Annotated in this window: 18 protein-coding genes; 5 read left to right on the top strand and 13 right to left on the bottom strand. The window is 69.5% G+C overall.

The annotated features are described in order from the left end of the window. Positions 1 to 25 precede the first annotated feature (25 nt). Positions 26 to 670, top strand: coding sequence for a response regulator transcription factor (locus tag QU602_RS05815; RefSeq protein ID WP_308799293.1), 645 nt, complete (start codon positions 26 to 28; stop codon positions 668 to 670). Next, positions 594 to 3113 (top strand): penicillin acylase family protein, encoded by a 2520-nt coding sequence (locus tag QU602_RS05810; protein ID WP_308800095.1) that lies wholly within the window; start codon positions 594 to 596, stop codon positions 3111 to 3113. Before QU602_RS05815 ends, QU602_RS05810 begins: the two co-directional genes overlap by 77 nt. Before the next feature lie 3 nt (positions 3114 to 3116). Here QU602_RS05810 and QU602_RS05805 read toward each other — a convergent pair whose 3' ends face one another. The 5 genes from QU602_RS05805 to QU602_RS05785 all read right to left on the bottom strand — a co-directional run bounded on the left by QU602_RS05805 (position 3117) and on the right by QU602_RS05785 (position 6965). Then, positions 3117 to 4376, bottom strand: a complete 1260-nt coding sequence (locus QU602_RS05805; RefSeq protein WP_308800094.1) for a citrate synthase — start codon at positions 4374 to 4376, stop codon at positions 3117 to 3119. Positions 4377 to 4579: 203 nt separating this feature from the next. Beyond that, on the bottom strand, positions 4580 to 5692 hold the full coding sequence (gene dapC / locus QU602_RS05800; RefSeq protein ID WP_308799292.1) for a succinyldiaminopimelate transaminase: 1113 nt from the start codon (positions 5690 to 5692) through the stop codon (positions 4580 to 4582). 1 nt (position 5693) lies between these two features. Further along, positions 5694 to 6014 carry a ferredoxin gene (gene fdxA / locus QU602_RS05795; protein WP_308799290.1) on the bottom strand — a complete coding sequence of 107 codons (321 nt, stop codon included), beginning with the start codon at positions 6012 to 6014 and terminating at the stop codon, positions 5694 to 5696. 43 nt (positions 6015 to 6057) lie between these two features. Then, on the bottom strand, positions 6058 to 6516 hold the full coding sequence (locus QU602_RS05790) for a hypothetical protein (protein WP_308799288.1): 459 nt from the start codon (positions 6514 to 6516) through the stop codon (positions 6058 to 6060). After that, positions 6513 to 6965, bottom strand: coding sequence for a hypothetical protein (locus QU602_RS05785; RefSeq protein WP_308799286.1), 453 nt, complete (start codon positions 6963 to 6965; stop codon positions 6513 to 6515). The genes QU602_RS05790 and QU602_RS05785 overlap by 4 nt, the downstream gene beginning before the upstream one ends. Positions 6966 to 7146: 181 nt before the next feature. On the opposite strand from QU602_RS05785, the gene QU602_RS05780 reads away from it, so the two are divergent. After that, complete coding sequence (locus QU602_RS05780) at positions 7147 to 7941, top strand: enoyl-CoA hydratase/isomerase family protein (protein WP_308799285.1); 795 nt, start codon at positions 7147 to 7149, stop codon at positions 7939 to 7941. Positions 7942 to 8084: 143 nt separating this feature from the next. Here the strand turns inward: QU602_RS05780 and QU602_RS05775 are convergent, their stop codons facing one another. The 6 genes from QU602_RS05775 to QU602_RS05750 all read right to left on the bottom strand — a co-directional run bounded on the left by QU602_RS05775 (position 8085) and on the right by QU602_RS05750 (position 16823). Then, complete coding sequence (locus tag QU602_RS05775) at positions 8085 to 8861, bottom strand: M23 family metallopeptidase (protein ID WP_308799284.1); 777 nt, start codon at positions 8859 to 8861, stop codon at positions 8085 to 8087. A 246-nt stretch (positions 8862 to 9107) separates the two neighbouring features. Then, on the bottom strand, positions 9108 to 11012 hold the full coding sequence (gene typA / locus QU602_RS05770) for a translational GTPase TypA (RefSeq protein WP_308799282.1): 1905 nt from the start codon (positions 11010 to 11012) through the stop codon (positions 9108 to 9110). Between the two features lie 374 nt (positions 11013 to 11386). Then, entirely contained in the window at positions 11387 to 13153 is a 1767-nt protein-coding gene (locus tag QU602_RS05765; RefSeq protein WP_308799281.1) for an ABC transporter ATP-binding protein, read from the bottom strand. Beyond that, complete coding sequence (locus tag QU602_RS05760) at positions 13150 to 14103, bottom strand: ABC transporter permease (RefSeq protein ID WP_308799280.1); 954 nt, start codon at positions 14101 to 14103, stop codon at positions 13150 to 13152. The genes QU602_RS05765 and QU602_RS05760 overlap by 4 nt, the downstream gene beginning before the upstream one ends. After that, positions 14093 to 15022, bottom strand: coding sequence for an ABC transporter permease (locus tag QU602_RS05755; protein WP_308799279.1), 930 nt, complete (start codon positions 15020 to 15022; stop codon positions 14093 to 14095). The genes QU602_RS05760 and QU602_RS05755 overlap by 11 nt, the downstream gene beginning before the upstream one ends. Before the next feature lie 181 nt (positions 15023 to 15203). Then, the gene (locus tag QU602_RS05750) at positions 15204 to 16823 is read right to left on the bottom strand and encodes a peptide ABC transporter substrate-binding protein (protein ID WP_308799278.1); all 1620 of its coding nucleotides are present in this window, start codon (positions 16821 to 16823) and stop codon (positions 15204 to 15206) included. 222 nt (positions 16824 to 17045) lie between these two features. Here QU602_RS05750 and QU602_RS05745 point away from each other — a divergent pair, with 222 nt between their 5' ends. Further along, positions 17046 to 17855 carry a CPBP family intramembrane glutamic endopeptidase gene (locus QU602_RS05745; protein WP_308799277.1) on the top strand — a complete coding sequence of 270 codons (810 nt, stop codon included), beginning with the start codon at positions 17046 to 17048 and terminating at the stop codon, positions 17853 to 17855. On the opposite strand, the gene QU602_RS05740 is transcribed toward QU602_RS05745, so the two are convergent. Next, positions 17794 to 18216 (bottom strand): hypothetical protein, encoded by a 423-nt coding sequence (locus QU602_RS05740; protein WP_308799276.1) that lies wholly within the window; start codon positions 18214 to 18216, stop codon positions 17794 to 17796. The genes QU602_RS05745 and QU602_RS05740 overlap by 62 nt on opposite strands. 138 nt (positions 18217 to 18354) lie before the next feature. On the opposite strand from QU602_RS05740, the gene QU602_RS05735 reads away from it, so the two are divergent. Beyond that, positions 18355 to 18567 carry a hypothetical protein gene (locus QU602_RS05735; RefSeq protein WP_308799275.1) on the top strand — a complete coding sequence of 71 codons (213 nt, stop codon included), beginning with the start codon at positions 18355 to 18357 and terminating at the stop codon, positions 18565 to 18567. A gap of 89 nt (positions 18568 to 18656) precedes the next feature. Here the strand turns inward: QU602_RS05735 and gcvP are convergent, their stop codons facing one another. Continuing rightward, complete coding sequence (gcvP, locus tag QU602_RS05730; protein ID WP_308799274.1) at positions 18657 to 21545, bottom strand: aminomethyl-transferring glycine dehydrogenase; 2889 nt, start codon at positions 21543 to 21545, stop codon at positions 18657 to 18659. Positions 21546 to 21554: the final 9 nt, after the last annotated feature.

Here is a 21554-nt window from a genome sequence, read left to right as displayed (position 1 = left end):
TACGAAGTCGAATGAGAATCGCCGCATGAAGGTGCTCATCGTCGACGACGAGCCTGCGCTGCGAGAGTCCCTCGCCCGCTCACTCCGATTCGAAGGCTACGACGTGTCGACGGCAGTCGACGGTGCCGAAGCGCTTCAAGCCGTCCCAGAAGTACGGCCCCACCTGCTGCTCGTCGACGTCATGATGCCACGCATGGACGGAGTACAACTCTGTCGAGCGCTGCGGGCCGGAGGCGACCGCACCCCGATCCTCATGGTGACGGCACGTGACGCGGTGCGAGATCGCGTTCGCGGGCTCGACGCGGGCGCCGACGACTACATCGTAAAACCCTTCGCGTATGAGGAACTGCTCGCCCGGGTGCGCGCGCTCGTTCGACGTACCCGCACCGAGGGATCAGACGGTGACCGCCTCGTGGTCGGCGACCTCTCACTGGATGCAGCGACCTGGTGGGCTTCACGGCGTAGTACGGTAGATCTCCCGTACCCGACGGCGGGTGCGACGTTGCGATCACGAAGGAGTGGTTGTGGGCACGGATGCGCCGAGAACGGGCGGTCAACGATGGCTGCGGTTCCTGATCTGGCTGCTGATCGCCGTGCTCGTCCTCGTCGCCGTCGCGGCCGGCTTGGGCTGGTGGACCGTGCAGCGCTCCTTCCCCACCACCTCGGGTGAACTCGAGGTCAGCGGCCTGCGCGAGCCCGTCACGGTCATGCGCGACGCCTCCGGCATTCCCAGCATCGTCGCCGAGAACGACCACGATCTGTTCTTCGCGCAGGGCTTCGTGCACGCGCAGGACCGGTTCTGGGAGATGGACTTTCGTCGGCACGTCACCGCCGGGCGACTCGCCGAGCTGTTCGGCGAGTCGCAGGTGCCGACCGATGCGTTCATCCGCACGCTGAACTGGCGCGGCATCGCCGAGGTCGAGTACACCATGCTCGACGAGACCAGCCGCGCGTTCTACGACGCCTACGCCGAGGGCGTGAACGCCTACCTCGACCAGCGCAGCGGGGCCGACCTGTCGCTCGAGTACGCGGTGCTCGCGCTGCAGAACCCGGGCTACTCCCCCGAGCCCTGGAGCGGCGTCGACTCGATCGCCTGGCTGAAGGCCATGGCGTGGGACCTGCGCTCCAACCTCGAGGACGAGGTCGACCGTGCGCTGCTCGCGACGGCGCTGCCGCCCGAGGAGGTCGCCCGGCTCCATCCGGGATTCGCGTGGGGCGAGATGCCGACCATCCTCGGCTCCCCCGCCGGCGCGGCACCGGCATCGCACGGAGCGCCGGTCCCGATCGAGGCATCCGCCCAGCCCGAGGCATCCGCCCAGCCCGAGGCATCCGCCCTCGCCGAGGCATCCGTCCTCGCCGCGCTCCGCGCGAACCTCGACGCCGTGCCCGAGCTGCTCGGTCCCGCCGGCAACGAGATCGGATCCAACTCGTGGGTCGTCGCCGGCTCGCTGACCGAGACCGGCCTGCCCCTGCTCGCGAACGACCCGCACCTCGGCGCCTCCATGCCCTCGGTGTGGGCGCAGATGGGCCTCGCCTGCGCGACCATCGACGACGACTGCACGTTCGACGTCTCGGGCTACACGTTCGCCGGGCTGCCCGGCGTCATCATCGGTCACAATGCGCGCATCGCATGGGGCTTCACCAACCTCGGTCCCGACGTGGCGGACCTCTACCTCGAACGCGCCGGCGCCGAGACATACGAGCTCGACGGTGCGCAGGTCCCACTCGCGATCCGTGAGGAGACGATCGAGGTCGCCGGCGGCGACCCTCGAACGATCACCGTGCGCTCGACCGCACGCGGGCCGATCGTGACCGACCTCGGCGGCGCCTACGCCACCGTGGCGGGCGACTACCCCGCCGCGGCCGGCATCGACACCGGCGGCGGCGAGATCGCCCTGTCCCTGCAGTGGACGGCGCTCACCCCGGGCACCACGCCGCAGGCCGTCTTCGCGATGAACCGGGCGCAGGACTGGGCCCAGTTCCGCGCCGCCGCCGCCCTCTTCGACGTCCCGGCGCAGAACCTCGTGTACGCGGACGTCGACGGCAACATCGGTTACCAGGCCCCCGGCGACATCCCGGTGCGCCTCGCGGGCGACGGCACCGTGCCGCTGCCCGGGTGGACAAGCGCGAACGGATGGGCGGGATCGATCCCGTTCGACCAGCTGCCGCACGAGCTCAACCCGGCCCGCGGATACATCGTGACGGCGAACAACGCCGTCGCGGCCGACGCACCCCTGCTCACGATGGACTGGGACCTCGGCTATCGCGCCCGCTCGATCGAACAGCGCATCGACGCACTCGTCGCGAGCGGCGCACCGATCACCTCCGACGACCTCGCCGACATCCAGCTCGACACGGCCGACGCGAACGCCGAGACGCTCGTTCCCCTGATCCAGTCGCTCCAGCTCGACGGCGACGCCGCCCGTGGGCAGCAGCTGCTCGCCGGATGGGACGCGCGCGCCGACGCCGACAGCGCCGAGGCGGCGTACTTCGCAGTCTTCTGGCGCAACCTGCTCGACTGCATGTTCGCCGAGCTGCCCGATGGCACGAAACCGTCGGGCGGCGACCGATGGATCTCGGTCGTCGACCGGCTCATCGACGAACCCGAGTCGGCGTGGTGGACGGACGCGGAGTCCGGCAGCTCGGGTCGTGACGCGGTGATCGCCCACGCGCTCGCGAGCGCATGGGCCGAAGCGAGCGACCGCCTGGGCGACGACCCCGAGCGGTGGCGCTGGGGCCGGCTGCACACGCTCACGCTCACGAATCAGAGCTTCGGCGAGTCGGGCATCGCACCGATCGAGTGGCTGTTCAACCGCGGACCGTACGAGGTCGGCGGCGGCTCGGCGATCCCGAACGCCATGAGCTGGGATGCGCAGGAGGGGTACGAGGTGCGCTGGGTGCCGTCCATGCGCATGGTCATCGACCTCGCCGACGTCGATCGGTCGCGCTGGATCAACCTCACAGGCGCGTCAGGACACGCGTTCCACCCGCACTACGCCGATCAGACGCCGAAGTGGCAGCACGGCGAACTCATCGACTGGCCGCACACGCGCGAAGCCGTCGAGGCCGCCGCGCGCGACACGCTGAAGCTCACCCCTTCGCCGGTCGAGTAGCGCTCAGCGCCGCGGCAGGTGCCGCTCGGGCTCGCCCGTGTAGAGCTGCTGCGGGCGCCCGATCTTCGTGTGCGGGTCGAGGTTCATCTCGCGCCAGTGCGCGATCCAGCCCGGCAGCCGGCCGATCGCGAACAGCACCGTGAACATGCGTGTCGGGAAGCCCATGGCCTTGTAGATGACGCCCGTGTAGAAGTCCACGTTCGGGTAGAGCTTGCGCTCTTTGAAGTAGTCGTCTTCGAGCGCGAACTGCTCGAGCTCCTTCGCGATGTCGAGCAGCGGGTCGCTCACGCCGAGGCCCTCGAGCACCGAGTCGGCCGACTGCTTGACGATCTTCGCGCGCGGGTCGTAGTTCTTGTACACCCGGTGGCCGAAGCCCATGAGCTTCACGCCGTCTTCCTTGCGCTTGACGCGCTCGACGAACTTCGCGACGCCCTCGCCCGACTCCTGGATGCGGCCGAGCATCTGCAGCACGGCCTCGTTGGCGCCGCCGTGCAGCGGCCCTGAGAGGGCCTGGATGCCGGCGGAGATGGACGAGTACAGGTTCGCCCCCGTCGACCCGACGAGGCGGACCGTCGACGTCGACGCGTTCTGCTCGTGGTCCTCATGCAGGATGAGCAGCCGGTCGAGCGCCTTCGCCAGGGTCGGGTCGATCGTGTACGGCTCGGCCATGTTGCCGAAGTTCAGGCGCAGGAAGTTCTCGACGAAGTCGAGCGAGTTGTCGGGGTACAGGAACGCCTGCCCGATGCTCTTCTTGTGCGCGTACGCGGCGATCACGGGCAGCTTCGCCAGCAGGCGGATGCTCGTGAGCTCGACGTGAGCGGGGTCGTGCGGGTCGGAGGAGTCCTCGTAGTACGTCGAGAGGGCGGCGACCGCGCTCGAGAGCACGGCCATCGGGTGCGCCGTGTGCGGCAGCGCCGAGAAGAACCGCTTCAGGTCTTCGTGCAGCAGGGTGTGCCGGCGGATCTTCTCGTCGAACTCGGCCAGCTCGTCGGCCGTGGGGAGCTCGCCGTACATGAGCAGCCAGGCGACCTCGAGATAGGTGGAGTGCTCGGCGAGCTCCTCGATGGGATACCCGCGGTAGCGCAGGATGCCCTGGTTGCCGTCGATGTAGGTGATCGCCGACTCCGTCGAGGCGGTATTGACGAAGCCGTAGTCGAGGCCCGTGAAGCCGGTCTGCCGGGTGAGCGTCGACAGGTCGATGCTCGAGGCCCCGTCGACCGCCGGGCGGATCGGGAACTCGGCGGAGCCGCCGGGGAAGTTCAGTTTCGCGGACGCGGGCGCCTGCCCGGTCGCGGGGTTCTGGACGTCGCTCACGGCGCCTCCTGTGATCGTCACTTGCGCGGTCACCCTCTTCTGCCGGGCGCCGGACGGCGCCATCGGCCCACTACAGCCTAGACGCGCCCACGGCACACTGTGGCATCCGCCAAGTCATGCGCCCGGACGTTGCACGGCATCCACAACGCTGGTCAGCCGCGTGCGGCCCGCAGACGATCGGCGGCGGATGCCACGCGATCATCGGTCGCCGTCAGCGAGAGCCGCACGTGCTCGGGGAAATGCACGCCGTAGAAGTGACCGGGACCGGCCACGATGCCGAGGTCGGCGAGCCGGCCGATCGACTCCCACGCGTCGCGGCCCTCGGTCGCCCAGAGATAGAGCCCGGCCTCGCTGTGGTCGATGCGGAACCCGGCGGCCTCGAGCGCGGGCTTCAGCACCTCGCGGCGAGCTCGGTAGCGGGCCTTCTGGGCTCGTACGTGCGCATCGTCGCCGAGCGCGACGGTCATCGCCGCCTGCAGTGGCGCGGGCAGCATCAGACCGGCGTGCTTGCGGGCCGTCGTCAGCCGTGCGATCGAATCGGAGCAGCCGGCGACGAACGCGGCGCGGTACCCGGCCAGGTTCGACTGCTTCGAGAGCGAGTAGATCGCGAGCGTGCGGTCGAGGTCGCCGTCGGTGACCCGCGGATCGAGCAGGCTCGGCACCGGGGCATCCGCCCAGCCGCCCTCCCAGCCGAGCTCTGCGTAGCACTCGTCGGCGACGATCCAGGCGCCGAGCTCGCGTGCCCGAGCGCGCGCGGCACGCAACTCGGCGACGCCGAGCACCCGGCCGTCGGGGTTCCCAGGGCTGTTGAGCCAGACCAGCCGCGTGGCTTCGGGCCACTCGGCCGGATGGTCGGACGCGAACGACGTCGCACCCGCGAACACCGCACCTATCTCGTAGGTCGGGTACGCGGCGCGAGGATGCACGACGACATCGCCCTCACCGAGGCCGAGCAGGAACGGCAGCAGCGCCACGAGCTCTTTCGAGCCGATCGTGGGCAGCACCTGCGCGACCGTGAGCCCGGGCACGCCGCGGCGGCGCGCGTACCAATCCACGATCGCCTGACGGAGCGCCGGCGTGCCGACCGTCGTCGGATAGGCATGCGCGTCGGTCGCCGCAGCGAGCGCGTCGCGGATGAGCTCGGGGGTCGGATCGACCGGTGAACCGATCGACAGGTCCACGACGCCGCCGGGATGCGCGTCAGCGCGTTCCCGGTACGGGGTCATCAGGTCCCACGGGTAGTCGGGGAGGGCGCCGAGCCCCACGTCAGTGATCCTGCGGCGGCAGGGCCATGACCACGGCGTGGTCCTTCGGGATGACGCCGATCTTCGCCGCGCCGCCCGGGGAGCCGACGTCGTCGAAGAACTCGACGTTGGCCTTGTAGTAGTCGGCCCACTGCTCGGGCAGGTCGTCTTCGTAGTAGATCGCCTCGACCGGGCACACCGGCTCGCACGCACCGCAGTCGACGCACTCGTCGGGGTGGATGTACAGCATGCGGTCGCCCTCGTAGATGCAGTCGACGGGACACTCGTCGATGCAGGCGCGGTCTTTGAGGTCGACACACGGAAGAGCGATGACATAGGTCACGGTGGGCGCGATTCCCTTCGAGGAGCTGCGGGTGCAATTCAGTCTATGCCGCGGACGCCGGGGGTGCGGCTGCCCCCGCGCCCGCGGCCGGACCGCTGCGGCGGAACGCGCTCGACGAGGGCCAGGCGACGACGAACACCGCGATGAGCGCGGGGCCGACGGCCCAGACGGTGCCGACCATCGTCCCGGGAACGAGGATCGAGCCGCCGAGGCCCGGCAGCGAGAAGAGGGCCACGATCGCGATCACGCCCAGCGCGGCCGCTCCCGCCGCGAGCCGGCCGGCGAGCAGCCGCAGGCCGATGAGGAGCGCCGCGACGCCCGCGAGCGCGGCCACGAGGCCCCAGGGGATCGTGACCTCGCCCAGGCGGATCGCATGCCGGTGACCGATCGTGCCGACCGCACCGAACAGCACGCCGACGAGGAACCCGGCGATGCCGAGCATGATCGGATTGCGCGGAGCCGCGGTCGAGGGTGTCGTGCTCGCGGCGGTCATCGCGTTCACTGCGCCACTGGCGTGACGGTGTACATGACGCCCTGATCGTCGCCGGAGAGCAGCACGAGATAGGTGCCGTTCGAGAAGATCTTCGCACCGAGGTCGACCCCCTCGAAGGCGGCCTCTGGCAGGAACCCGCCGGCCTCGAGGGCCGCGGTCGCCGCGGCGACCGCGTCGGCGGCCTGCGGATCGATCGTGACGATCCAGCCCTCGGCGCCGCCGCTGCCGGCCGAGAACGAGATCTCGCCGTCGACGAGCGGCACCTCGCCGGGGAAACCGGTCGGCAGTTCGCCGCCGCCGAGGTTGACGTCGTTCCCGGTCGCGCCCTCGATGGCCTCCTCGGCCTGCTGGCCGACGATGTCCTGCAGCGGCCCCGCCGTGCACCCGGTGAGTGCCGCTGCGGCGATTCCGGCGGCGAAGAGCGCCGCGATGACTCGGGAGTGGCGGGGGGTGCGCATGCGTCGAAGTGTACCGCCGGCAGCTGAACCCGCCCTGGCCCTGGGGTCCGCCGGTCGAGTCGCGACCGCCGCAGGAGCAGGCGTCCCGAGATCCGGTCGCACGTGACTCGACGGGGTGCATCGGCGCGTCGCGCGGTAGCGTGAGCCGGAGACGACCGGGCGATCGGAGGGACTCACGACCATGGTGAACGAGCAGGCGGAACCCGTACGCATCGAGCGCGACGGTGCGGTGGCGATCGTGACGGTCGACCGGCCGAAGGCGCTCAACGCACTCTCGGCCGAGGTGCTCCGGGCGCTCATCGCGGCGTTCGCCGAGCTCACGGACGACGGGGCCGCCGTGCGAGGCGTCATCCTCACGGGCGAGGGCGGGCGCGCGTTCATCGCGGGCGCCGACATCCGGGCCATGTCGGAGCTGTCGGCGGATGACGCGACCGAGCTCGCTCGACTCGGCCACGAGGCCGCGGCCGCGATCGAAGCGTTCCCCGCGCCCGTCATCGCCGCGGTCGACGGGTTCGCGCTGGGTGGCGGGCTCGAGATCGCGCTCGCGTGCGACCTGATCTACGCGACGGATTCCTCGGCCTTCGGCCAGCCCGAGGTGCACCTCGGACTCATCCCCGGTTTCGGCGGCACGGTGCGGCTCCCCCGGCTCGTCGGCCCGGCACGGGCCCGGGAGCTCATCTACACCGGGCGGCGCATCGACGTCGACGAGGCCGTCGCGGCCGGGCTCGTTGCCAAGCGCTTCCCCGACCGGGCGTCGCTGCTCGCCGGCGCGCGCGAGACGATCGACGCCGTCGCTGCGAACTCCTGGTCGGCCGTCGCCCTGGCGAAGCGCGTGCTGACCGACGCCGCGGGCACGCCGACCGAGCGCGCGAGCGCGCTCGAGATCGAGGGCTTCGGCGACGCGTTCCGCACGGAGGACATGCGCGAGGGCGTCGCCGCGTTCCTCGAGAAGCGCGAGCCGCGCTTCGGGGCCTGACCGCGGCGCCCCAGCCCGCCCGAGCCCGTCCGGCCCCGAGCCACACCACGCCCCGGTGTCGCGCAAATCGCCCCATCCCTGCCGGGCTACGGGCGATTCGCGCGACAACACGACCGGGTGTCGCGCGAGCGGACGGTGCGCGGTCAGCCGAGGCGGGCGTGAAGCCAGGCGAAGCCGTCGAACCGCACGCCGTCGGCCCCGAACATCTCGAGGTGCAGGTGCGGTCCGGTCGACTGACCGGTGGACCCGACGAGGCCGAGCTGCTGGCCTGCGGTGACCTGCTGGCCGACCGACACGGCGAGCGAGCCGTACTGCATGTGGGCGTACGAGCTCGTGATGAGCTCGCCGTCGATGTTGTGCTGCACCTCGACGTTGACGCCGAGGCCGCCGCCGGCCTCGGTCGCGAGCACGACCACGCCGTCGGCGATCGACATCACGGGCGTGCCCGCGCCCGGGTTGAAGTCGACGCCGTCGTGGTTCGTCGAGCAACCGGAACAGGGCGCGGAGCGCGGGCCGAACCCGTCGCTCGTGCGCGACGGGTCGAGCACCGGCCACACGACCAGGTCGGTGTTGAGGATCGGCACGGCACCGAGGCTCGCGACTTCGGAGATGATCGGCGGCGGTGCGGCCTCGACCGAGTATGCCTCGGCGGGCACCGCTCTGGGGGTCGCGTCGCTGTCGACGGTGATCTGCTGTGGAGCGGCGAGGATCTCGTCGTGCACGACAGGCTCGTAGACGCTGTCCACCGGACCCTCCGCCGTCGCCGAGACGGCGATGGCGGGCACGCTCGTGGCGAGCAGCAGGCCGCCGGCGAAGGTCATCGCCAGCGCGGGCAGGGCGGCACGCGCGGTGCGGCGGCGGGAGGGGCGGGCAGGGGTGGTGATGGGGGCCGCACGGCGGCCACGCAGGCTGGAGCTCATATATGCAGGGAGTTCAGGGGGTTCGGGCTCCGCACCGGCCTGTAGGGAACGCGGGAAAGGCACGCGCAGGTCACGATGCGATAACGGACGCACGCCACGGTACGTGGCTCCCCTGGCAAGAACCTCCTCGGTTCTTGAGGATTTCATCAATGCGAATGAATGGATGCCTCGCGCCGCCACCCGTATTCATGGCATCCGTGGCGCGAGGCATCCGCTCGCTCAGCCGGCAGCCCCGCCGGTCGGCGCTCAGCCCTGCTTCTTGAGCCGCGACACGGCGCGGGCCCGCGCCGTCGCATCGAGCTCGACCTTGCGGATACGCACCTTCTCAGGCGTGACCTCGACGCACTCGTCTTCGCGTGCGAACTCGAGGCACTCCTCGAGCGTGAGCTGACGCGACGGCGTCATCGACTCGAAGGTGTCAGCGGTCGACGAACGCATGTTCGTGAGCTTCTTCTCCTTCGTGATGTTCACGTCCATGTCGTCGTTGCGCGAGTTCTCGCCGATGACCATGCCCTCGTAGACCTCTTCCGTGGGGTTCACGAAGAAGGTCATGCGCTCCTGCAGCGCGATGATCGCGAACGGCGTCACGACGCCCGCGCGGTCGGCCACGATCGAGCCGTTGTTGCGCGTGGTGATCGTGCCCGCCCACACGTCGTAGCCGTGCGAGATCGCGTTCGCGATGCCCGTGCCGCGCGTGATGGTGAGGAACTCGGTGCGGAAGCCGATGAGCCCGCGGCTCGGCACGATGAACTCCATGCGCACCCAGCCCGTGCCGTGGTTCGCCATGTTGTCCATGCGGCCCTTGCGGGCGGCCAGCAACTGCGTGATGGCGCCGAGATACTCCTCCGGCGCGTCGATCGTCAGGTGCTCGTACGGCTCGTGGACCTTGCCGTCGATGGTCTTCGTGACCACCTGCGGCTTGCCGACCGTCAGCTCGAAGCCCTCACGACGCATCTGTTCGACGAGGATCGCGAGCGCGAGCTCGCCACGACCCTGCACCTCCCACGCGTCGGGCCGGCCGATGTCGACCACCTTGAGCGACACGTTGCCGATGAGCTCGCGGTCGAGCCGGTCCTTCACCATGCGTGCGGTGAGCTTGTGGCCTTTGACCTTGCCGACGATGGGCGACGTGTTCGTGCCGATCGTCATCGAGATCGCGGGGTCGTCGACGTGGATCGCGGGCAGCGGGCGCACATCCTCGGGGTCGGCGAGCGTCTCACCGATCGTGATGTTCTCGAAGCCCGCGACCGCGATGATGTCGCCGGGACCGGCGTCGTCGGCCGGGAACCGCTCGAGCGCCTTCGTCTTCAGCAGCTCGGTGACCCGCACGTTCGAGTGCGAGCCGTCGTGACGCACCCACGCCACGGTCTGCCCCTTCTTGATGGTGCCGTTGAACACCCGCAGCAGCGCGAGGCGGCCGAGGAACGGTGAGGCGTCGAGGTTCGTGACCCACGCCTGGAGCGGCGCCTCGTCGTCGTACGTCGGCGCCGGGACGTGCTCGAGGATCGCCGCGAAGAGCGGCTCGAGGTCCTCGCTGTCGGGCAGCTGGCCGTTCTCGGGCTTGTTCGCCGACGCGCGGCCGGCCTTCCCGGAGGCGTACACGACGGGGACGTCGAGGATCGCGTCGAGGTCGAGGTCGGGCACGTCGTCGGCCATGTCGGACGCGAGGCCGAGCAGCAGGTCTTGACTCTCGGCGACGACCTCGTCGATGCGCGCGTCGGGGCGGTCGGTCTTGTTGACCAGCAGGATGACGGGCAGCCGTGCCTCGAGGGCCTTGCGCAGCACGAAGCGGGTCTGCGGCAGCGGACCCTCCGACGCGTCGACGAGCAGCACCACGCCGTCGACCATCGACAGACCGCGTTCGACCTCGCCGCCGAAGTCGGCGTGGCCCGGGGTGTCGATCACGTTGATCGTGACCGAGCCGCCGTTCGCGTGCGCACCGCGGTACTCGACCGCGGTGTTCTTCGCGAGGATCGTGATGCCCTTCTCGCGCTCGAGCTCGTTCGAGTCCATGGCACGCTCGTCGACGTGCGCGTGCTCGGCGAACGAGTGGGTCTGCTTGAGCATGGCGTCGACGAGCGTGGTCTTGCCGTGGTCGACGTGGGCGACGATCGCGACGTTGCGCAGGTCGTTGCGAGTGGCCTTGGCCATGAAAGAAGTCCTTGCGTGAGATGGACGCTGCGGCAGCACGGACGCCAGCCTGCGGCGAGAGATCTGGGAAGCGAGCGCACCAGAACCGGGCGCACGCCGCACCCAGTGTACCGGCACGCGCCGGGTACCCGGCTCAGGAGCAGCTCGGCCCGGAGGGCCCGGTGTCCTTGCTCAGGAAGATCCGCAGGACACGCCGCAGCTGCGGCGCACAGCGCCGGCGTGTCCACGCAGCGTTCCTGAGCAAGGGAGGGATCGACAGATATGGCTGGCCCGCGCGGCGCTGCGCCGCATGCGCAGCTCGCTTCAGCTCGCCCCGGAGACGACGGATGCCTCGGCCGCAGTTCTGCGGCCGAGGCATCCGTTCGTGCGGGGCGCTACGCGCCCAGCTTGAGGTTCGCTCCAGGGATCGCCGCGAGCAGGTCCTTCGTGTACTGCTCCTTCGGGGTCTCGAACACCTCGTCGGTGGTCGCGGCCTCGACGATCTTGCCCTTCCGCATCACACACACGTGGTCCGCGATGACTCGGACGACCGCGAGGTCGTGCGTGATGAACAGGTAGGTCAGGTCGAGCTCGCCCTGCAGGTCCGCGAGCAGCCGGAGGATCTGCGCCTGCACGAGCACGTCGAGCGCCGAGACGGCCTCGTCGAGGACGAGGATCTCGGGCTTCAACGCAAGCGCCCGCGCGATCGCGATGCGCTGACGCTGACCGCCGGACAGCTCATTGGGGTACCGCCCCGCGAGCGTCCGCGGCAGCGAGACCTGGTCGAGGAGCTCGAATACCCGCTCGCGCCGCGTCGCACGCGTGCCCACATTGTGGGTGTTCAGCGGCTCGCCGATGGTATTGCCGATGTTGCGGAGCGGATTCAGCGAGCCGTACGGGTCCTGGAAGACCGGCTGCATGCGGCTGCGCAGGTCGAACAGCTCTTTGCCGGTGACGCTCGCGAGGTCCTTGCCGCCGACGACGATCTTGCCGGAGGTGCTGCTCTCGAGCTTCAACAGCATCTTCGCGACGGTCGACTTCCCGGAACCCGACTCGCCGACGAGCGCGGTCGTCGATCCCTTCGGGATCTGGAACGACACCTGGTCGACCGCGGTGAAGTCGCCCGATCCGCGGATCTTGAAGACCTTCGTGAGGTTCTCGACGATGATCGCGGGCGGTTGCGACGCTGCGGACTCGAGCGCCTCGGCGCGGGCCTCGGCCGTGGCGATCAGGTCGATCGCCTCACCCGCGGCGGACTCCGCGTCGGCGCTCATCGACTCCTCGGCGGCGTGAATGCTGCCGGTCGCCTGGATGCGGCGCGACGCGAGGCTCGGGGCCGCGGCCACGAGTCGCTGCGTGTACGGGTGCTGCGGGTTCTCGAGGATCTCGCGCGACGGCCCCGACTCGACGACGCGGCCCTTGTACATGACCACGAGCTGCTCGGCACGCTCGGCCGCGAGGCCGAGGTCGTGCGTGATGAACAACAGGGTCGTGCCGAGCTCACGGGTCAGCGACTCGAGGTGGTCGAGGATGACGCGCTGCACCGTGACGTCGAGCGCGGACGTCGGCTCGTCGGCGATCAGGAGTTGCGGGTCGGCCGCGAGTCCCATGCCGATCAGCACACGCTGCCGCATGCCGCCGGAGAACTGGTGCGGGAACTGCTTCAGCCGCCGGTCGGCGTCGTGCAGGCCGGCCTGCTTGAGCACCTCGATCGCGCGCTTCTTGACCTCCTTGCGCCCGGTCGCGATGCCGTTCGCGCGGATGCCCTCTTCGACCTGGAAGCCGATGGACCACACCGGGTTGAGGTTCGACATCGGGTCCTGGGGCACGAAGCCGATCTTGCGGCCGCGGACCGACTCCATCTCTTTCTTGGACGCCTTGGTCAGGTCCTGCCCGTCGAGCAGGATCTCCCCGCCTGTGACGCGACCGCTGCCCGGGAGCAGGTTGATGATCGCGTGCGCGGTCGTCGACTTGCCGGAGCCCGACTCACCGACGATCGCGAGGCTCTGACCGCGGTAGAGCGTGATGTTCACGCCGTCGACGGCCTTGACCATGCCCGTCTGGGTCTTGAACCCGACCTCGAGGTCCTTGATCTCGAGGAGCGGGCGCTCGGCGTTCGCTGCGTCGTGCTGCATGTTCGATCCGATCGTGGTCTCACTCATCGCCGGGCCCTCGCCTTCGGGTCGAGCGCGTCGCGGATGACCTCGCCGAGCATGATGAACGCGAGAACGGTCACCGACAGCGCGATCGACGGGAGGATGAGGGTCTGCGGCGCCGTACGCAGGTCGACCTGCGCCTGGGCGATGTCATTGCCCCACGACATCGTGGACGAGGGCAGGCCGACGCCGAGGAAGGACAGCGTCGCCTCCGCGACGATCGCCGAGGCCAGCGAGATCGTCGTGATGACGATGACCGGGGCGATCGAGTTCGGCAGCACGTGCCGAAGCAGGATGCGGAAGCGCGAGACACCGAGGGCCGTCGCCGCCATGACGAAGTCCGAGTTCCTCACCCTGAGGATCTCGGCTCTCAGCACACGTGCCGTGGCCGGCCAGGCGAACAGACCGATCGCCAGGGAGATCACCCACACGTTCCGGTACGCCGAGAGAACCGACATGACGACGACCGCGGCGAGGATGTAGGGGATCGAGAAGAAGATGTCGCCGACGCGGGAGAGCACCGAGTCGACCCAGCCGCCGTAGAAGCCGGCCAGGGCGCCGAACAGGATGCCCAGGAAGGCGACGAGGAAGGTCACGATGAGGCCGACCGAGAGCGAGGTCGACGTGCCGTGGATGATCCGCGAGTAGATGTCGCAGCCCTGCTTGGTGAACCCGAGCGGGTGACCGGGGGCCGGGCCGCCGTTGCTGTTCGCGAGGAGGCAGTCGTTGTTCGGCGGGGTCTGGGTGAACCAGCCCGGGAACAGGGCGACGACCACGACGATGAGGATCAGGGCCGACGAGATCCAGAACATCGGGCGCTTGCGCACGTCGTTCCAGGCGTCGCGCCAGAGGTTGGACGGCTTCCCCTCGGCTTTGACCGCGTCGATCGCGACGAGCGGCGTCTCTTCGACCGGGGCGACGAAATGCGCCTGGGTCGATCGGGTCTTACTTGACATAGCGGATCCTCGGGTCGAGAACGGCGTAGAACAGATCCACCAGCAGGTTCACCACGAGGTAGATCAGGACCATGACGGTCACGAAGGAGACCACGGTCGGCCCTTCGCCTCGAATGATCGCCTGGTAGAGCGTGCGGCCGACGCCCGGCACGTTGAAGATGCCCTCGGTCACGGTCGCACCGACCATGAGCACGCCGAAGTCGACGGCAAGGTAGGTCACGACCGGGATCAGCGAGTTGCGCAGGATGTGCACCGGGATGATGCGGCCGCGCGAGAGGCCCTTGCTCGCGGCCGTGCGCACGAAGTCCTGCCCGTCGGTGTCGATGACGGACGCCCGTGTCAGTCGGACGATCTGCGCGAAGCTGATCGTCGCAAGCACCAGGGCGGGCAGGATCAAGTCTTGGATCGGGGCTCCGGCGCCGACGGTCGTTCTGAACCAGCCGAGCTGGATGCCGAAGAGCCATTGCGCGGTGAACGCGATCACGAAGATGGGCAGCGAGATCAGGATGAGGCTGACCACGAGGGCGCTCGCATCGAAGATGCCGCCCTTGCGCAGACCCGAGATGAGCCCGATCGTGACGCCGGCGACCATCTCGAAGAAGACGGCCAGGATGGCGAGCTGCAGGGTCACCGGGAACGTGCGGGCCAGGATGTCGGTGACCGGCTCGCCCGAGAACGACACCCCGAAGTCACCACGGAAGATGCCGCCGAGGAACAGCAGGTACTGGACGATGAACGGCTGATCGAGGTTGTACCGCTCGCGCAGCTGCTCGATCACCTGGGGTGGCGGCTGCTTGTCGCCGAACAGGGCGGCGATCGGGTCGCCGGGCATGGCGAACACCATGAAATAGATCAGGAACGTGGTGCCGAGCAGCACAGGGATCGCCTGCAGCAGTCGGCGCAGAATATATCCGGCCATGGATCAGGCCCGGCTTTCCGAAATGGATGGCATGAAAAACCTCACGGTTGGAGAAGCCCTCCAGAAAATGCTACGCGAGCATGCACGGTGGATGGGCACGTGGGTGTGGGGCGGCAGTCCGATCGGACTGCCGCCCCACGGGCGCCTCAGAGTGTACCCCCGAGGTAGCCGAGAACGAGAATTACTCGCTCTTGGTGATCTCGTGGAACAGCGGGACCGAGTTCCATCCGAACTCGACGTTGCTGAGGTTCGAGTTCCACGCGCCGAGCGCCGAGGTGTTCCACAGCGGGATGACGGGGAGGTCCTCGAAGAGGATCGCCTCGGCCTCCTGGAACTTCTCGATGCCCGCCTCGGGCGACGAGGCGCCGAGGCCCTCCGAGAGGAGTGCGTCGAACTCGGGGTTCGAGTAGTCACCGTCGTTGGACGCCGCACCCGTGCCGAACAGCGGGCCGAGCCAGTTGTACAGGGCGGGGTAGTCGGCCTGCCAGCCGGCACGCGTCGCAATGGTGTTCTGGTTGGTCGTGATCAGGTCACGGAACTCGGCGAAGGTCGGGTAGGGCGTGCCCACCGCGTCGATGCCGAGGTTGTTCTTCAGCTGGTTGGCGACCGCGTCGACCCAGCCCTGGTTCGGGCCGTCGGCGTTGTAGCCGATCTCGAGCGTGCCCGACCAGGGCGAGATCGCGTCGGCCTCGGCCCACTTCGCAGCAGCCTCTTCGGGGTTGAACTCGAGCACCTCGGAGCCGGGGATGTCCTCGGAGAAGCCGTCGATGACCGGCGACGAGAAGTCCTTGGCCGGGATGCGGCTGCCGGAGAAGATCACGTCGGTGACCTCTTCGCGGTCGATCGCCATCGAGACGGCGGCGCGACGGAGCTTGCCCTCGTCACCCGAGAAGTGCGGCATCCGGTCCTGCGGGAAGGTGAGCGTCGCGTTGAGCGCCGCGGCCTGGTTGACCGAGCCCTCGAACTCGTCCTGGAACGAGGTGAGCGCCGAGTCGGGGATCTCGTCGACCATGTCGAGGTTGCCGCCCTGGAGGTCGGCGTACGACGCGTCGGCGGACGCGTAGAACCGCATGTCGATGCCGCCGTTCTGCGGCACGCGCGGACCGTCGTAATCGGGGTTCACGACGAGCTTGATGCCCTCGTTGTGCTTCCATGCGCCCTCGCCGTCGAGCATGTACGGCCCGTTGCCGATCGGGTTCTCACCGAAGGCTTCCATGTCCTCGAACGCCGCGGCCGGCATCGGCATGTACGCCGAGTAGCCGAGTCGCAGCGGGAAGTCGGACTCGGGCTGCGAGAGCTTGACCGTGAAGGTCAGGTCGTCGACGACCGTGAGGCCCGACATCTCGGGGACGTTCTCGTCGGCGCTGTAGCCCTCGATCGACTTCATGAAGTAGCTGCCGAACTGGGCGTTGTCGAGCGCCGCGGCGTAGTTCCACGAGTCGACGAACGACTGCGCGTTGACCGGCTCGCCGTTGGTGAAGGTCAGGCCGTCACGAACGGTGATCGTGTAGGTCTGCGAGTCTTCGGTCTCGATGGACTCGGCGACGTCGTTGACCGCTGTGCCGTCGGCCTCATAGGTGATCAGGCCCGCGAAGATCGAGTCGACGATCTTGCCGCCGCCGACCTCGTTGGTGTTCGTCGGGACCAGCGGGTTCTGCGGCTCGGTGTTGTTCACCGAGATGATGGCCGAGTCGCTGGCAGCACCGCTCGACTCAGGCTCGCCGCTCGCGCAGCCGGTCAGCACGAGCGCGCCGGCCGCTGCAAGAGCAATGGCGGCGACGCCGATTCTCTTGGTCTTCAATTGTTCCTCCTGTGGATTCGCGCAGGCAGGACGGCTTCTGGCCGAGCCTGCGCATAGTGCTAGCAGCCTAAGAATCGGGTCCAGGCGAAGCAAACCGGAATGGAAACTGTTATCGACGCGAAATCTAGACCCCGTTGTGGGACTTGATTTTTGCGCAGATGCGCAGGAATATTGCGTCTCTTGCGCAGATGTGGCGGTTCGGGTGCATGCGAAGATCGGTGCATGCATCCCGCGCTCGATCATGGCGATCGCGATCAGCCGCAGCGCGAGCCTTCGGCGTCGCGAGTGCGGCTCGAGATCGCCATCGTGCTCGCCCTCTCGCTCGGGGCATCCGCGGTCTACTCCATCGTGTCGATCGTCGCGCGCCTGACCGACGAACGGCCATTGTCGCAGCAGTCCGCCGCCATCAACCAGTCGCGGTCGAGCCGGGAATGGCTGGACTTCACCTACCAATTCCTCGACGTGGTGTTCGGGCTGGCCGTGGTCGCCCTCGTGCTCTACCTCCTGTGGCGGCCCGGGCAGAGCCCCTTCCGCCGCATCGGCTTCGACCTCACCCGACCGGCTCGCGATCTCGCGTCCGGTCTCGGCCTCGTCCTCGTGATCGGGGTGCCCGGTCTCGCGCTGTACGCCGCCGGTCGCGCGCTCGGCATCACCGTCGCGGTCGTGCCGTCACCGCTCGACACGCACTGGTGGACGATCCCGATCCTCGTGCTCGCAGCCCTCAAGGCCGCCCTCACCGAGGAGCTCATCGTCGTCGGCTACCTCTTCACCCGGTTGCGCGAGCTCGGGGTCGGCCCGTGGGCCACGATCCTCTCGAGCGCACTCCTCCGCGGCACGTACCACCTCTATCAGGGCATCGGGCCCTTCGCCGGCAACGTCGCGATGGGCATCGTCTTCGGCTGGTGCTATCAGCGATGGGGCCGCACGATGCCGCTCGTCATCGCGCACTGGATCCTCGACATGGTCTCCTTCATCGGATACCCGCTCGCCGCCGGATGGTGGCCCGAGCTCTTCGCGCCGCCCGCCGGCTGAGCGCGACGTGCGACCCGCGGGCGAGCGCGGTCACCGTCGCGGGCATCGGGGGCAGCGCCTCCTCGGGCGGCTCCACCCGTAGGTCGGCGTCCGACGCGCGGATCATGGCCATGTCGAGCGAGGAACGGCGACTCGGCATGCAGACCGCCCCGAACGCCTCGTCACCGAACATGCCGATGTAGGACAGGTCGTGGAGGGTCTGCGCCCGCCGCAGCGCGGCGGCGCCGGCGGGGTCCCGCCGCTCCATCAGCTCGGCACGACGCTCGAGCGAGAGCCCGCCAGAGGCGAGCACCGAGCACCCGATGAAGACACCGGCGAACGCCAGCGTCGCAAGGCCGGCCAGCAGGTCGATCGTGGACATTCGAGGCCCCCAATCCGAGAGACCCTCAGTGTACGCCCGGAGTGGCTCTGCGGGCCCGCTCGGTTCCGGCCGATTCCGTCCGCGAGCACCGTGGAGCACATCGGCCTTCCCCGGCCGCCATGACTGAAGGACTCCCCCATGTTTCTCGCACACGTCGCCGCCGCGCAGCATCTCGCCGCGCGCGACACCGATCGCCTGTTCGCCACCGCTTCGCCCGACGAGATCGCCGACGCCGAGCGCCGGGCGATCCGCCGCCTCGAACGGGTCGCCCCGGCCGCAGCGCCCGCCCCGAGGCATCCGCTCACCGAACGCGGCCGCCATGCCGCCCCGCCGCGCCCGGCCCGCGCCTGACCGCGGACCCGCTGCCGAGCTCGCCGTCGACCCGTCGCGATCCGCGGTTCGTGAGCACGCCCGCGGATCGCGACGCGAGTGCGGATGGGTTACGCGAACGCCTCGATCGGCGGGCACGCGCAGACCAGGTTGCGGTCGCCGTAGGCCTGGTCGATCCGGCGCACCGGCGGCCAGTACTTGCCGCGCACGAGCGAGCGCACCGGGTACACCGCCTGCTCGCGCGTGTACGGATGCGTCCACTCGCCCGCGATGACCGACTCGGCCGTGTGCGGGGCGTTCCGCAGCGGGTTGTCCTCGGCCGGCCACTTTCCCGCCGCCACGGCGTCGGCCTCCTCCTTGATCCGGATCATGGCCTCGATGAACCGCTCGAGCTCCGCGAGGTCTTCCGACTCGGTCGGCTCGACCATGAGCGTGCCGGCGACCGGGAACGACATCGTCGGCGCGTGGAAGCCGTAGTCGACGAGCCGCTTGGCCACATCGTCGACGGTCACGCCGGTCGCGGCGGTGAGCGGCCGCAGATCGAGGATGCACTCGTGCGCGACGAGTCCGTGGTCGCCCGTGTACAGCACCGGGTAGTGCTCGCGCAGGCGTGCGGCCACGTAGTTCGCCGCGAGCACCGCAGCGGCCGTCGCCTGTTTGAGGCCCTCGGCGCCCATCATGCGCACGTAGGCCCACGAGATGGGCAGGATCGAAGGGCTCCCGTAGGGCGCTGCCGAGACCGGCCCGCCCTCGTGCACGAAGCCTCCGGCGTGGTCGGCGCGCTGCGCCATCGGGTGGCCGGGCAGGTACGGCGCGAGGTGCGCCTTCGCCGCGACCGGCCCGACGCCGGGTCCGCCGCCGCCGTGCGGGATGCAGAACGTCTTGTGCAGGTTGAGGTGCGAGACGTCGCCGCCGAAGTCGCCGAAACGGGCGTAGCCGAGGAGCGCGTTGAGGTTCGCGCCGTCGACGTACACCTGGCCGCCGGCGTCGTGCACGGCCTGCGTGACCTGCGTGACGTCGTGCTCGTAGACGCCGTGCGTCGACGGGTAGGTGATCATGAGCGCCGCGAGCCGGTCGGCGTGCTCGGCGATCTTGGTCCTGAGGTCGTCGAGGTCGACGTTGCCGAGCTCGTCGGTGGCGACGACCACGACGCGTAGCCCTGCGAGCACGGCCGACGCCGCGTTCGTGCCGTGCGCGCTCGACGGGATCAGGCACACGTCGCGCTCGGTGTCGCCGTTGGCGCGGTGGTAGCCGCGAATGGCGAGCAGGCCCGCGAGCTCACCCTGGCTGCCCGCGTTGGGCTGCAGCGAGACGGTGTCGTACCCGGTCACCTCCGCGAGCCACGACTCGAGCTGTTCGATGAGTCCGAGCGAGCCGACGACGTCGGCCTCGGGGGCGAACGGGTGCAGCTCGGCGAACTCCGGCCAGGTGACGGCCTGCATCTCGGTCGCGGCGTTGAGCTTCATGGTGCACGACCCGAGCGGGATCATGCCCCGGTCGAGCGCGTAGTCGCGGTCGGCGAGGGTCTTCAGGTACCGCATCATCTGGGTCTCGGACTGGTGCGTGTTGAACACCGGATGCTCGAGGTATCCCGAGGTGCGGTGCAGCGCTTCGGGGATGGCGTTGGCGAAGGTGCCGCCGACGAATCCGACGTCGCGCGACTCGGGCCCGCCGAAGGCGCGCACGACCGTATGCAGGTCGTGCCAGGTCGTGGTCTCGTCGACGGACACCTGCACGGTGGCCTCGTCGGCCTGCCAGAGGTGCACGCCGAGCTCGCGAGCCCGGGCGACGACGTTCGCGGCCAGGCCGGGTACGTGCACGCTGAGGGTGTCGAAGTACGCCTCGTGCGCGGGGCGCTGGCCGATCTCCTCGAGCCAGGTCGCGAGCAGGCGCGCCTTCGCTGCGGTCTCGGTCGCGATGTGCCGGATGCCTCGGGGCCCGTGATAGACCGCGTACATCGAGGCCATGACGGCGAGCAGCACCTGGGCGGTACAGATGTTCGACGTCGCCTTCTCACGCCGGATGTGCTGCTCACGCGCCTGCAGGCTCAGCCGGTAGGCCGGCTGCCCGGATGCATCGACGGACACGCCGACGAGCCGGCCCGGCAGCTGCCGTTCGAGGCCCTTGCGGACCGCCATGTACCCGGCGTGCGGACCGCCGAAGCCCATGGGCACACCGAACCGCTGCGAGGTGCCGACGGCGACGTCGGCGCCCAGCTCACCGGGGCTCGTGATCAGCGCGAGGGCGAGCAGGTCGGCCGCGACGACCGCGAGACCGCCCTGCGCCTTCGACGCCGCGATGACGTCGGCGGGGTTCCAGACCCGGCCGGATGCCCCGGGGTACTGCACGAACACCCCGAAGTGCTCACCGTGGTCGGCCTTGCCTCCGGCGAGATCGGCGACGACGAGCTCGATGCCGACGGCTTCGGCCCGCGCGGCCAGCAGCGCCTGCGTCTGCGGCAGCGCGTCGGCGTCGACCACGAACCGGTTCGACGCGGACTTCGAGGCGCGGCGCGCGAGCAGCATGCCCTCGACGACCGCGGTGCTCTCGTCGAGCATCGACGCGTTGGCGATGTCCAGCCCGGTGAGATCCTCGACCATGGTCTGGAAGTTGATCAGCGCTTCGAGCCTGCCCTGCGAGATCTCGGGCTGGTACGGCGTGTAGGCCGTGTACCAGCTCGGGTTCTCGAGCACGTTCCGCTGGATGACCGCGGGTGTGATCGTGCCGAAGTAGCCGAGGCCGATCATCGAGGTGCGGGGCGCGTTCTGCTCGGCGAGCGCGCGGAGCTCGGCGATCGCCTCGCGCTCGGTGGCCGCGGCGGGGATCACGGAGGTCAGCTGCTCGCCGATGCGGATGGAGGCCGGGACGGCGGCGTGCATGAGCTCGTCGAGCGATCCGTAGCCGAGCTCGTCGAGCATGCGCTGCTGGTCGGCCGGGGCGGTGCCGATGTGGCGCCGGGCGAAGGCGTCGGGGCCGAAGGCGGAAGAGGCGCGGTTCATCGTCGTGCT

Origin of the sequence: Agromyces protaetiae (assembly GCF_030866785.1) — a bacterium.
GTDB classification, from domain to species: domain Bacteria; phylum Actinomycetota; class Actinomycetes; order Actinomycetales; family Microbacteriaceae; genus Agromyces; species Agromyces silvae.
This window is presented reverse-complemented; position numbering and strand designations above follow the sequence as displayed.